At 70.8% G+C, this 13177-nt stretch carries 10 protein-coding genes; 4 read left to right on the top strand and 6 right to left on the bottom strand.

Annotation, left to right across the window (positions count from 1 at the left end; all coding sequences use genetic code 11):
* The first annotated feature begins 26 nt into the window (after positions 1-26).
* Positions 27-2147, top strand: coding sequence for a glucans biosynthesis glucosyltransferase MdoH (mdoH, locus tag miv_RS20525; RefSeq protein ID WP_207183574.1), 2121 nt, complete (start codon positions 27-29; stop codon positions 2145-2147).
* Between the two features lie 165 nt (positions 2148-2312).
* On the opposite strand, the gene miv_RS20520 is transcribed toward mdoH, so the two are convergent.
* Positions 2313-3560, bottom strand: a complete 1248-nt coding sequence (locus miv_RS20520; protein WP_207178570.1) for a DNA topoisomerase IB — start codon at positions 3558-3560, stop codon at positions 2313-2315.
* Positions 3561-3683: 123 nt separating this feature from the next.
* Here miv_RS20520 and miv_RS20515 point away from each other — a divergent pair, with 123 nt between their 5' ends.
* Entirely contained in the window at positions 3684-4835 is a 1152-nt protein-coding gene (locus miv_RS20515) for a glycosyltransferase family 4 protein (RefSeq protein WP_244748623.1), read from the top strand.
* Positions 4835-5482: a class I SAM-dependent methyltransferase gene (locus miv_RS20510; protein ID WP_048429887.1), complete on the top strand. Its 648-nt coding sequence runs from the start codon at positions 4835-4837 to the stop codon at positions 5480-5482. Before miv_RS20515 ends, miv_RS20510 begins: the two co-directional genes overlap by 1 nt.
* 48 nt (positions 5483-5530) lie before the next feature.
* Here miv_RS20510 and miv_RS20505 read toward each other — a convergent pair whose 3' ends face one another.
* From miv_RS20505 to miv_RS20485, 5 genes are all read right to left on the bottom strand, one after another.
* Positions 5531-6370, bottom strand: coding sequence for an ABC transporter permease (locus tag miv_RS20505; RefSeq protein ID WP_058617720.1), 840 nt, complete (start codon positions 6368-6370; stop codon positions 5531-5533).
* A gap of 7 nt (positions 6371-6377) precedes the next feature.
* Positions 6378-7298 carry an ABC transporter permease gene (locus miv_RS20500; protein WP_082711190.1) on the bottom strand — a complete coding sequence of 307 codons (921 nt, stop codon included), beginning with the start codon at positions 7296-7298 and terminating at the stop codon, positions 6378-6380.
* Positions 7295-8362, bottom strand: coding sequence for an ABC transporter ATP-binding protein (locus miv_RS20495; protein ID WP_207178568.1), 1068 nt, complete (start codon positions 8360-8362; stop codon positions 7295-7297). The genes miv_RS20500 and miv_RS20495 overlap by 4 nt, the downstream gene beginning before the upstream one ends.
* Before the next feature lie 363 nt (positions 8363-8725).
* On the bottom strand, positions 8726-9901 hold the full coding sequence (locus miv_RS20490; protein ID WP_048429884.1) for an ABC transporter substrate-binding protein: 1176 nt from the start codon (positions 9899-9901) through the stop codon (positions 8726-8728).
* A 286-nt stretch (positions 9902-10187) separates the two neighbouring features.
* Positions 10188-11405: a patatin-like phospholipase family protein gene (locus miv_RS20485; protein ID WP_425312929.1), complete on the bottom strand. Its 1218-nt coding sequence runs from the start codon at positions 11403-11405 to the stop codon at positions 10188-10190.
* 354 nt (positions 11406-11759) lie between these two features.
* Here miv_RS20485 and ispG point away from each other — a divergent pair, with 354 nt between their 5' ends.
* Entirely contained in the window at positions 11760-13091 is a 1332-nt protein-coding gene (ispG, locus tag miv_RS20480) for a flavodoxin-dependent (E)-4-hydroxy-3-methylbut-2-enyl-diphosphate synthase (protein ID WP_207178564.1), read from the top strand.
* Positions 13092-13177: the final 86 nt, after the last annotated feature.

Below are 13177 nucleotides of genomic sequence, written 5' to 3'. Positions count from 1 at the left end.
TCGACCTCGCCGCGCCGCCGCGCCCCATGCCGCAGACTGCCGCCGCCCCGGTCGCCCCCGCGGTCCCACCGGAATCGCCCCTGGCGATGCCGGTGCAGGACCTGCGCCGGTGGTCGGACGCGGACGCCCACCCGGTGCCCGGCCGCCGGTCGCCCTGGGGGGCGCGCGCCTTCGTGTTCGGCGGCGGCGCCCTGCTCACCGCCTACGGCGCGGTGCAGATGTACGAGGTCGTGTCGGTCGCCGGCTCGACGACCTGGCTGCAGTGGCTGCTGCTCGCGCTGTTTGCGCTCAACTTCTCGTGGATCGCGCTCGCCTTCACCTCGGGCCTGCTCGGCTTCCTGGCGCTGCTGCGCCGGCGCCGGCCTGAGGTGCCGCAAGGACCCCTCACCACCCGCACCGCCGTGGTGATGCCGGTCTACAACGAAGCCACCGCCCGCACCTTCGCGGCGGTCGAGGCGATCCGCGCCTCGATCGAGGCGACGGGCGAGGGTAACGCCTTCGACTACTGGATTCTGTCCGACTCGACCCAGGCCGATGCCTGGATCGCCGAGGAGCGGGCCTATCTGGCTTTACGCGCCCGCCTCGGCGACGGGGCGCGCCTGTATTACCGCCACCGGCAGAAGAACCATCACCGCAAGGCCGGCAACATCGCCGACTTCGTCACCCGCTGGGGCGGCCATTACGACCACATGCTGGTCCTCGACGCCGACAGCCTGATGAGCGGCGACTGCGTGGTGACCTTGGCCCGCGCCATGGAGGCCGATCCGGATTCCGGCATCATCCAGTCGCTGCCCCTGATCATCAACCGCAACACCCTGTTCGCCCGGGTGCAGCAATTCGCGGCGCGGATCTACGGCCCGGTCATCGCCACCGGCCTCGCCCTGTGGTCGGGCCGCGACGGCAATTACTGGGGCCACAACGCGATCATCCGCACGAAGGCCTTCGCCGACCATTGCGGCCTGCCCGACCTCTCCGGCAAGCCGCCCTTCGGCGGCCACGTGCTGAGCCACGACTTCGTCGAGGCGGCCTTGATCCGGCGGGCCGGCTGGAGCGTGTACATGCTCCCGGAACTCCAGGGCTCCTACGAGGAGAGCCCGCCCTCGCTGATCGACGTCGCGATCCGCGACCGGCGCTGGGCGCAAGGTAACCTGCAACACAGTCGCATCATCGGCACGGCGGGCCTCAAGCTCGCCTCGCGCCAGCACTTCGCCACCGGCATCGCCGGCTACCTCGCCTCGCCGCTCTGGGCGGCGCAGCTGGTCGTCGGTATCGCGCTGGCCCTCCAGACCGCCTATATCCGCCCCGAATATTTCTCCACCGAGTTCCGCCTCTACCCGGTCTGGCCGCGCTTCGACCCCGTCCGCGCGCTCCAGCTCTTCGGGATCACCATGGCGATCCTGCTCGCGCCCAAATTGTTCGGCCTGATCCTCGGCCTCCTCGACCGCGAGGTGCGGCGGGCGAGCGGCGGCGGGGTCCGGCTCGTGCTGTCGGCGCTCATCGAGACCCTGCTCTCGGCGCTGATCGCCCCGATCGCGATGCTGGTCCAGTCCGGCTCGGTGATCCAGATCCTGCTGCGGCGCGATGCCGGCTGGAACCCGCAGCGGCGCGACGACGGCTCGATCCCGCTCTCGGACATCGTGCGCCGGCACCGCTGGCACATGATCCTCGGCCTCGTCGCGGGCGTCTCGGCCTTCGCCATCGCCACCTCGCTCTTCCTCTGGATGTCGCCGACGATTCTCGGCCTCGTCCTGGCGATCCCGATCTCCTGGGCGAGCGGGCAGCTCTTCCTCGGCCTCGCACTCAAGCGCGCCGGCCTGCTGATGACGCCCGAGGAACGCGAGCCCCCGGCGATCGCCACAGCAGCCAAGGCGATCGAGGAGCGCAACGCGGCGCTCGGCTACGACGACGCCGACGGCCTGCGGGCGCTCCATGCCGACCCGGACCTCCAGGCCGGCCACCTCGTCTTCCTGCCCCCGGCCGAGCGCCGGTCCCGCGGCGCGCCGCAAGCCGATCACGTCATGGCCCAGGCCAAGGTGGTCGAGGCCGAGACCATCGACGAGGCGGCCGCGTGGCTGAACGCCAAGGAGAAGATGGTGCTGCTGCACGACCGGGCGCTGCTCGACCGGCTGGCGCGACTGGGGGGTTAATGTCCCCGCCCTCGCTGATCCGTTCTCGCCCCCGGGAACGATGCCAAATGCGTCGTGCGAATCGGCCATCAGATGACCGGCTCGCACGACGACGCTCGGGATACAGCGCGTCGGCACGACCTTGCATCCGGCAGGATCGCCGGAATGTGCATTGCGCGTCGAACCTCACGCCGCCTTGCGCGACGTCGCTCGTCCGGTGCGGGACTTGACGCTTCGCACGCTGCCGGACTTCGACCCGGTCGCCGCCGTGCCGGTCTTCGCCTCGCTCTCGACGGACCGCCCCTTCCGGGCCTTCGCACGGGTAGCGGATGTCGCCGCCTGCGCGATCCGGGTGAGGCGGCCCTGAAGCAGGGCGAGCACGGCCGTCTCTTCAGGGCGCAAGGTGGCGATGTCGTCGCGGAGCGCAGCCTGCACCTCGTCCTTGACCCGGAGCAGCAACTCGCCCTCCAGGTAGCAATCCAGGATCTCCGGGTGGACGTAGCACTTGCGGCAGATCGTCGGTGTGTTGCCGAGGCGCTCGGCCACCCGTTCGATCGCCGTGCGCACGTTGCGCTTGGCCATCGCCTCGCTGTCGAACGCCTCGAACTCGCGGAGCGCCATGGCGGCCAGCACCGTGCCGGACCAGGTGCGGAAGTCCTTGGCGGTGATGTCGCGGCCGGTGATCTCGCGGAGATACGCGTTCACGTCGGCCGAGGTCACGTCCCGCTGAACCCCGTCCTCGTCGAGGTACTGGAAGAGTTCCTGGCCGGGCAGGTCCTGGCAGGCCTTGACGATCTTCGCGACCCGGCGGTCGTGGACCGACAATTCCCAGATCTTGTTGCTCTTGCCCTTGAATCGGAAGGTCAGCGCCTTGCCGTCGACCGTGACGTGCGGGTCGCGCAGGGTGGTGAGGCCGTAGCTCTTGTTCTGCTTCGCGTAATCGTCGTTGCCGACCCGGATCAGGGTGGTCTCGAGGAGGTGCACCACCGTCGCCAGAACCTTTTCGCGGGGGAGCCCGCGCCGGCCCATATGCGCGTGGACCGTCGCGCGCAGGCCCGGCAGCGCCTCGGCGAAGCTCATCATGTGGGTGAACTTGGTGCTCTCCCGGGCCTGGCGGAACTCGGGATGGTAGCGATACTGCTTGCGCCCGCGGGCATCGCGCCCGGTCGCCTGGATGTGGCCGTTGGCGTGGCGGCAGATCCACACGTCGGTATAGGCCGGCGGGATCGCCAGGGACTTGATGCGGGCGAGCGCGCCCTCGTCCCGCACCCGCGCGCCTTTGGCGTCGACATAGGTGAAGCCGCGGCCGCTGCGCTTGCGGCGGAAGCCCGGCTCCTCGTCGCTGACGTAGCGCAGGCCCGCCTCGCGGGCGGCATCGCGGGTGTCGACGCGATCCTCGGCGGCGCTCGCCGCCATCTCGGGATCCGACAGCATGGGCTTTCCAACCTCGCGGGCTTCAGGTCGGGTTCAACCGGCTCCCGCCCGCCCCGGTTCCGGGGCGTTCCCCCGCGCCGCCCCTGCCTGTAGGGAGAGAGCGGGACGAGCAGGAGAGACCGGGTGCAGCCACGGAACGACGGCGGAGACGGGGCGCGGGCGCATATCGCCTTCGTGGTCACGGAGGATTGGTTCTTCGCCTCGCATTTCCTGCCGATGGCCCGGGCCGCGGTCGCGGCCGGCCATCCGGTCTCGGTCGTCACCCGCGTGCGGGCGCACCGGGACGCGATCGCCGCGACCGGCGCCCGGGTGGTGGAGCTCGAAGCCGAGCGTTCGAGCCTGAACCCGATGGCGGCGGGCTACGCCGCCGGTCAGCTCGCGGCGATCCTGAAGGCCCTCAAGGCCGACATCGTCCACTGCATCGCGCTTCGCGGCATCCTGATCGGCGGGGCGGCGGCGATGCTCGCCGGCATCCCGTCCCGGGTCTACGCCCTGACCGGCCTCGGGCTGATCGGCGCGCGGCAGGACCGGGCCGGGCGGCTCGCCCGCACCGCCCTGCGACTCCTGATCCGCGGTCCGCTCGAGACCGCCCGCACCCGCTACCTGTTCGAGAATCCGGACGATGCGCGGCTGCTCGGCCTGCCCCCCGACGATTCCCGCGTCACGATCGTGGGCGGCGCCGGCATCGACCCGCAGGCATGGACGCCCCAGCCCCTGCCGCCCCACCCGCCGCTCAGGATCGCGCTCACCGCCCGGATGCTGTGGTCGAAGGGGGTCGACACCGCGGTCGAGGCCGCCCGCCTCGCCCGCAGCCAGGGCGCCGACCTCGACCTCGCGCTCCACGGCGCGCCCGATCCCTCGAACCGCCGCGCGATCCCCGAGGCGACCCTGCGGGACTGGTCGCGGGACGGCGTCACCTGGCACGGGCCGACCGACGACGTCGCCGGCGCCCTGGCGCAGGCCCATGTCGCCTGCCTGCCCTCGCGGGGCGGCGAGGGCCTGCCGCGCGCCCTGCTCGAAGCCGCGGCGAGCGGCCGGGCGATCCTCACCACCGACGTGCCGGGCTGCCGGAGCCTGGTGCGCGACGGGATCGAGGGGCTGGTCGTGCCACCCGACGATCCCCGAGCGCTCGCCACCGCGATGGCGCGGCTCGCCGCCGATCCGGCCCTCGTCGCCCGAATGGGTGCGGCGGCCCGCGCCCGCATCTGCGAAGGCGGCTTCACCGAGGCGGCAGTGACGCAAGCCGTGCTCGCGCTCTATGCGGATCTCGCCTGATGGAGCCCGAAGCCTTCATCCGCACCCACACCGCGCTCCGCCCGGTGCCGCACGCCCCGGCGATCCGCCTCCACGTCGCCGACGAGGCGACGGAATTGTGGGGCCGCACCGAGGAGGAGCTGGGCGAGATCGGCCTGCCGCCGCCGTTCTGGGCCTTCGCCTGGGCCGGTGGGCAAGCGCTCGCGGCCTACGTGCTGGAGCACCCTGAGACGGTCGCGGGCGCCCGGGTGCTCGACTTCGCCTCGGGCTCGGGCCTCGTCGCCATCGCGGCGGCGATGGCGGGGGCAGCCTCGGTCGCGGCGAGCGACCTCGATCCCTTCGCGCATGCGGCCATCGCCCTCAACGCCGCCGAGAACGGCGTCGCGGATCGGATCACCGCGATGAGCGCCGACCTGATCGGCCGCGACGAGGGCTGGGACTGCGTGCTCGCCGCCGACATCTTCTACGAGCGCGACCTCGCCGCACGAGTCGGCGACTGGCTCGCGACCCTGCACGCCCGCGGCGCCCGGGTGCTGCTGGGCGATCCCGGCCGGGCCTACCTGCCGAAGGACAGGCTGGAGAACCTCGCGACCTACGCAGTGCCGGTGACCCGGGCGCTGGAGGATGCGGAGATCAAGCGGACGGGGGTGTGGCGGTTTCGGGCGTGAGGCGGCAGCCGCCCCCGGACTCGCGCCTCTGGATCCGCGCCTCTGGATTCACACCTCCTGGCGCTTCGCCCGCGCCACGATCTGCGTCGGGTTGACGAAGCGCAGGGCCACGATCAGCCAGACCAGGGTCAGCGCCATGTAGACCACCGCCATCGCGTCGATCGACTGTCCGGCCCGCACGCCGGCGGCGAAGACCGCGTAGTAGAGCGCCACCACCAGGGTCTGGCTCGTCGGCCCGGCGACCAGGAAGGTCAGCTCGAACATCGCGATGGTGCGCACCAGCACCAGCAGCAGGGCGGCCAGGATGCCGGGGATCAGCAGCGGCAGCAGCACCCGCAGGAAGAGCTGCCCCGTGCCGGCGCCGAAGACCCGGGCCGCCGCCTCGATGCGCGGATCGATCTGCTCGATGAACGGGATCATCACCAGCACCACGAAGGGAATGCTCGGCACGAGGTTGGCCAGCACCACGCCCCAGAGCGTGCCGGCGAGCCCGGCCCGGTAGAGCACGGTGGCGAGCGGGATGCCGTAGGTGATCGGCGGCACCAGGAGCGGCAGCAGGAAGACCAGCATCACCAGCCGCTTGCCCGGAAAATCGCGCCGCGCCAGCGCGTAGGCCGCCGTGACCCCGAGGGCGCCGGAGAGCACTACCACCAGGGCGACCACCTGGAGGGTGACCACCAGCACGTCGCCGAGCTGGAACTCGTCCCAGGCCGAGGCGTACCAGCGGGTGGTGAAGCCGAGCGGCAGCCAGGTGCCGAGCCAGCGCGTGGCGAAGGAGTTGAGCACCACCGCGGCGATCGTCGCCAGGAGGTTGAGGCAGAACAGCAGCGTGACGGCCCAGACCGCCATGCGCCACAGGCGCGAGCCGGGGCCGGTATCGCGGATCATCGCTCGATCATCCCTTGGTGCCCCCGACCGGGCCGGTATAGAGCAGGCTGCGTCCCCACAGCACGGCCGCCACGATGGCGAGCTGGACCGCCCCCATGATCATCGCGATCGCGGAGGCCAGCGAGTAGTCGTACTCCTCGAACGCCGCCTGGTAGGCGGCGATCGAGATCACCCGCGTGGCGCCGGCCGGCGCGCCGAGGAGCACCGCGGACGGAAACACCGAGAAGGCCTGGACGAAGGACAGGCAGAAGGTCACGGCGAGGCCCGGCAGGATCAGCGGCAGGATCACCGCCTTGAAGCGCTGCCAGGCATTGGCGCCGTGGGTCGCCGCCGCCTGTTCGAGCGCCGGATCGATGCCGGTGACCGCCGAGAGCGTCAGCAGGAACGCGAACGGGAACCCGGTGATCAGGAGCGAGGCGAAGACGCCCCAGTAGTTGTTGGTGAGCTTGAGCGGGCTGCCGATCACCCCGAGCCAGATCAGCGAGCGGTTGAACCAGCCCTGCGGCCCGAGGAAGTTCAGGAGGCCCTCCGCCACCAGAACGGTGCCCAGCGTGATCGGCAGGACCAGGATCGTGGTCAGCAGGCGCTGGCGGCGCATCAGCCGCACCCGCAGCGCGATCGGCACCGCCAGCACGAGGTTGAGCACCGTGACCGGCAAAGCCAGGCGCAGCGTCGCCGCGATCGTGTCGTACAGGAACGGGTCGGAGAAGAAGCGGGCGTAGTTCGCCCACCAGGCTCCGGCCTTTGGCTGGACCGACAGCACCAGCCCGTAGGCGAAGGGATAGACGAACAGGCCGAGGATCGCGAGGAGCGCCGGCAGCACCAGGAGCGTCGTACCGTCGAGGCCGCGGGCGGCCAGGCGCACCGAGAGCGGCGCCTCCTCCCGGGGCGTCGCCGGCGCGGCCGTGGGGAGCGAGGCGGAGGTCACGCGGCCTCGCCGGGGAAGACCAGGACCCGGGGCGAGGCGGCGGCGAGGTGCAGGGCCTCGTCCTGCGCCACCGACCGGTCGGAGCGGAAAAAAAGCTCGGTCCCGTCCTGGGCCACGGCGGTGCCGAAGAAGGCCCGGCCGCGATACTCGACGCTGGCAACCCGGACCGGCAGGCCCTCGGCGGCGGGCGTCAGGTCCTCCGGCCGGATCGCCGCGACGGCCGGGGAGCCCGGATTCACCGTCTCGCGCAGGATCCCGGCGAGGCGTGTCCCGCAGACCTCGACCTCCGCCCGCTCGCCGCTGACCGCGACCGCCCGGCCGCGCAGGCGATTGCGAAAGCCCATGAAGTCGGCGACGTCCGGGTGGCTCGGTCGCTCGTAGAGGTCTTCCGGCGTGCCGACCTGGCGGATGCGCCCGTCGCGCATCACCACGATCCGGTCGGCCATCGACAGGGCCTCGTCCTGGTCGTGGGTGACGTAGATCGTGGTCGAGCCGATGGCGTCGTGGATGCGGCGGATCTCGGCCCGCATCTCGAGACGCAGCTTGGCGTCGAGGTTCGACAGGGGCTCGTCCATCAGCACCACCGGCGGCTCGATCACGATCGCCCGGGCGATGGCGACGCGCTGCTGCTGGCCGCCGGACATCTGGCCCGGGAGCTTGGCGGCCTGCGATTGCAGCCGCACCAGCGCGAGGGCGTCGTCGACCCGGCGCGCGGCCGCCTCGCCCTTGACGCCCCGCATGGCGAGGCCGAAGCCGACATTCTTCGCCACGGTCATGTGGGGGAAGAGCGCGTAACTCTGAAACACCATGCCGAAGCCGCGCTCCTCCGGCTTCAGCCGATCGATGCGGCGCTCGCCGAGATGGATCGACCCGCCGGTGAGCGGCAGGAGCCCGGCGATGCAGTTGAGCGCCGTCGACTTGCCGCAGCCCGAGGGCCCCAGGAGGGCGATGAACTCGCCGCCCCGGATCGTCAGGTCGAGCCCGTCGAGGGCGGTCATCGCCCCGAACCGGCGGCTCAGGCCGCTCAATGACAGGTCCTGCGGCGCCTCGTGATGGCGTGCCATCGGTGTCCTCTCCTGCCGCGTCGCCTCTTCCGAGCGACCATTGCGGCGTTAGAGCATTTCCCGACGAAGCGGAGACTGGCTCGTCATGGAAAATGCGGCACAACAAAATATATAGAGTAGCGACCAATCGCAACGCCACTGTACACGACGGGACGGTTCACGTGCGACACCGGCCCTTCCCACTCGCAACCTCATCCTGAGGTGTCAGTCGATCTTCGATCGACTGACCTCGAAGGAGGGCTCCAGAAGTCTCCGAGCCAACTGGAGCCCTCCTTCGCGGTCAGTCCATCTCTGATGGAGTGACACCTCAGGATGAGGTTGCGGGTGGGATAAGGCCGGACGCTGCCGTGTATCGGGCGCGACTCAGCGCTTCTTGCCGGAGCCGACCTGCTCGTCCCAGCGGCGGAAGGCCACCACCAGCTTGTCGGCGTCGAGGGGCATCTCGATCGGGTGGCCGGCGATCATCGTGTCGTATTCCGGCCGGCCGAACTCCTTCAGCGCGGCGCGGCTCTCCGGCGGGGCCATGTCGAGGGTGACGCCCTTCACGGCGGGCCCGGGATAGAAGTAGCCCTCGTCGTAGGTGTAGGCCTGCTGCGCCGGCTGGAGCAGGAACGCCATCAGGTCGAGGATGACCGCGAGCTTCTCCTCCGGGACGCCCTTCGGCACCGCCATGTAGTGGGCGTCGGCCACCCAGCGGAAGTTCTTGAGCGTGCCGACCTTCGCCTCCGCCGGCACGATGCCGAGGACGCGGGGATTGATGTCCCAGCCGGTGGTCGAGACGATGATGTCGCGGCTGCCCTCGCCGAGCTCCTTCATGGTCTGCGAGGTCCCGCCCGGGTAGTAGTCGATCGTCTCGCCGATCGCCTTCAGGTACTCCCAGGTCTTGTCCCAGCCCTTGTCGGGATCGGTCGGGTTCGTGTCGCCCAGGATGTAGGGCAGACCCATGATCCAGGTGCGGCCCGGGCCGGAATTGGCCGGGCGGGCATACATGAACCGGCCCTTGTTCTGGCGCGCCCAGGCCAGCAGCTCCTCGGCAGTGGTCGGCGCCGTCTTCACCCGGTCGGGCATGTACTCGATCAGCGGACCCGACGGGTACCAGGCGACGCACAGGCCCTGGTCCTGCGCCAGGCCGTTCAGCCGCAGCGCGGCGGGCTGGTAGATCTCGGCGGGTTTCGGCAGCTGGCCGGCATAGGGCTTCAGGTCGATCCAGAGCTTCTGCTCGATGCCGGCCGCGATGCCGTCGGTGCCGGTGAGCACGAGGTCGATGTCGACCCGGCCGGCGGCCTGCTGCGCCTTGAGCTTCGAGGGCAGTTCCGGCGCCGGCGCCTTGGTGAAGGCGAAGCGCGAGACGATGCCGGGCCGCGCCCGGCGATAGGCCTCGATCGCCTTCTGGGTCAGCGCGAGGTTGCCGGCCACGTCCACCACCGTGACGACGACGGGCGAGGTCGGCAGCGCGAGGTTGGCCCGGGCGCGCCCGCCGAGGACGAGCCCCGCCCCGGCCGCGAGCCCCACGACCGCGCTGCGGCGTGTGATCGTCATGTTTCCCCCGCTCTCTCGCACGGGGCTCTGGCGGCCCACGACCGCTACGGATCGCTGCGTGCTTTCATTCCATTGGTGCACTAATATTTTAGGGCGTCAAGCCTGCCTGTAGGAGAGGCCGCACGGTGCGCAGGCCTGTGCACCTCCACTGATCGGCCGGGGTGTCCGGCAGAAGAAAAAGGCGTGGGTTTCCTTCCCTTCGCGCCCTCGGAGGGAAGGAAACCCACGCCCGGCCCCTCCCCCAAACCGCCCTGCTGGGGAGCGGAAGAGGCTCAGGCGTCATACCTCAGGTATACATCGCCTTCAGGTCGAGGGTGCTCTCGCGGCCGACCGAATCGTAGTTCTCCGCCAGCCAGGCCTTCGCCGCGTCCCGCCCGGCGTCGCGCAGGTGCAGGAAGAACGGCCACTGCGCACGAAGCCGCGAGGAGGCCGAGGCGTCGTCGAGCGCGCCGCCGCTGCCGTCGATGCGGTGGAGCAGCACCTGCTTGTAGGCGTTCGAGCGGCCGAGCACCCCGTCCTCGATCAGGTCGTCGACGAAGTCGATCGCCCGCAATTCCCGCAGCAGGTTGGCGTTGAAGGTGATCTCGTTGAGACGGTCGCGGATCTCGGCCGGGCTGCGCGGGGTCTCCCGCCGCTCGACCGGGTTGATCTGGACGAGGAGAATGTCGCGGGACCGGGCGCCGTGATAGAGCGGGTAGAGGGGCGGATTGCCGAGATAGCCGCCGTCCCAGTGCGGCACGCCGTCGATCTCCACCGCCTGGAAGACGGTCGGCAGGCATGCCGAGGCCATCAGGTGGTCGATGGTCAGGTCCGGCCGCTCGAACACCGCCATCTTGCCGGTCCACACGTTGGTGGCCGAAATGAACAGGTCGGCCGGCCCGTCGCGGCGCACGGCCTCGAAATCGACCGTGTCGGCGAGCGCCCGCTTCAGCGGATTGATGTTGAGCGGGTTGGTCATGTACGGGCTGGCGACGGCGTTCCAGAACGCGCCGACCGGCGTCTTCTTCCAGAAGCTCATCACGCCGTCGACGAAGGTCTGCTGGGCATGCGACAGGTCGGCGTCGAGACTGATCTCGCGCCAGAACGTCTCCAGCCGCTCGCGGGCGCCCTCGGGACCGCCGCGCAGCCAGCCGTCGACCATCACGACGGCGTTCATCGCGCCGGCGCTCGCTCCGGTGATCGCCTCGAGGGCGAGGCGGCCATCCTCGATCAGGGCGTCGAGCACGCCCCAGGTGAAGGCGCCGTGGGCGCCGCCGCCCTGGAGCGCCAGGGCGATCGCCTTCTCGGCCCGCGGACCGACGAGGCCGCGGCCCAAGGGTCCCGTCACGGCCTGGGGAGCCGCGGCGAGGTGCGGGCCGGTCGCCGCCTGCGGGCTGGCATCCTCCAGGCCGTGAGCGATGGTCGCGAGAGGCGCGGGCGGAGGGGGAGCGCGGTCACCCGCGTTCCGATCCGGTTCCGGGAGTGAGGCTGAATCCGTCATGGCGTGAGATGTGGTGCGCTGCACTGCGAAAACCAAATGGTGCGCCGCAAGGTCGCGCACGGGAACCCGGCCTGCGCGGGGCGTCACGCGCTTGACGTGCGGACGACGCATCTTCAGCTAAGGTCATGCTCCGGAGCGGATCGGCGCGCCCTCGAGATCCCCGGGCCGCCCGGCGGTCCGAGGAAGGATATCGCAAGGATGTCGCGGCATTCCGCTGGGGACCGGCGTAGCCCGTTGATCGCGCCGGGCTTTCATGCGGCCGGAGCGATTTCCACCGCGCCCGGAAATGCTCTAGACGGAGGGCACGCCGCGATCCTCGCGACCCCGCTCACCCGTCTTGTCTCGATTCTCCTGCGAACGACCCCCTGAAGGTATCCGATGGAAGCCATGGAAGCCCTCGCCCCGGCGGAGACCGCCGCTAAAGAGTACGCCGCCCAAGAGTACGCTGCCCCGGAGATCGCCGGCCCGAGCCCCCGGCACCGCACCGTCGGCGTCCGGATCGGCGAGGGCGAGGGCGCGGTGGTGATGGGCGGCGGCGCCCCGATCGTCGTGCAGTCGATGACCAACACCGACACCGCCGACATCGACGCCACGGTGGCGCAGGTGGCCGCGCTGGCCCGCGCCGGCTCCGAGGTCGTGCGCATCACCGTCGACCGCGACGAGGCGGCTTCCGCCGTGCCGAAGATCCGCGAGCGCCTGGACCGCATCGGCGTCCACGTCCCCCTCGTCGGCGACTTCCACTATATCGGCCACAAGCTCCTGACCGACCATCCGGCCTGCGCCGAGGCGCTGGCCAAGTACCGGATCAACCCGGGCAACGTCGGCTTCAAGGAGAAGAAGGACCTGCAGTTCGGCACCATCGTCGAGCAGGCGGCCCGCTACGGCAAGGCGGTGCGGATCGGCGCCAACTGGGGCTCCCTCGACGAGGCGCTCCTCACCCACATGATGGACGAGAACGCCAACTCGGCGCGTCCGCGCGACGCCCGCGCGGTGATGCGCGAGGCGATGGTGCAGTCCGCCCTGCTCTCCGCCGACCGGGCGGTGGAGATCGGCCTGCCCAAGGAGCGCATCGTGCTCTCGGCCAAGGTCTCGGCGGTGCAGGACCTGATCGCGGTCTACCGCGAGGTGGCGCGCCGCTCCGACTACGCCATCCATCTCGGGCTGACCGAGGCGGGCATGGGCACCAAGGGCATCGTGGCGGCCTCCGCGGCGATCGGCGTGCTGCTCCAGGAGGGCATCGGCGACACGATCCGCTACTCCCTGACCCCGGAGCCGGGCGGCGACCGCACCGTCGAGGTGAAGGTGGCCCAGGAACTGCTCCAGACCATGGGCTTCCGCACCTTCGTGCCGCTGGTCGCCGCCTGCCCGGGTTGCGGCCGCACCACCTCGACGGTGTTCCAGGAGCTCGCCCGCGACATCCAGAACTGGATCACCACCTCGATGCCCGAGTGGCGCAAGACCTATCCGGGCGTGGAAGGACTGAACGTCGCGGTCATGGGCTGCATCGTCAACGGCCCGGGCGAGTCGAAGCACGCCGATATCGGCATCTCGCTCCCCGGCACCGGCGAGACCCCGACCGCCCCGGTCTTCATCGACGGCAAGAAGGCGATGACCCTGCGCGGCCCGACGCTCGCCAAGGACTTCGAGGGCATCGTGATCGACTACATCGAGCGCCGCTTCGGCCAGGGGCGCCGCAGCGCCGCCGAGTAAGAGCCAGAGAAAGCGACGCAGCGAGAGCTGGTGACCGGTGGGGCAGCGGGCCGTGCGCCTTGCGCCCCTCCGGCCCCGTGCTACAA

The organism is Methylobacterium indicum (assembly GCF_017347565.1).
Taxonomy (GTDB): domain Bacteria; phylum Pseudomonadota; class Alphaproteobacteria; order Rhizobiales; family Beijerinckiaceae; genus Methylobacterium; species Methylobacterium indicum.
This window is presented reverse-complemented; position numbering and strand designations above follow the sequence as displayed.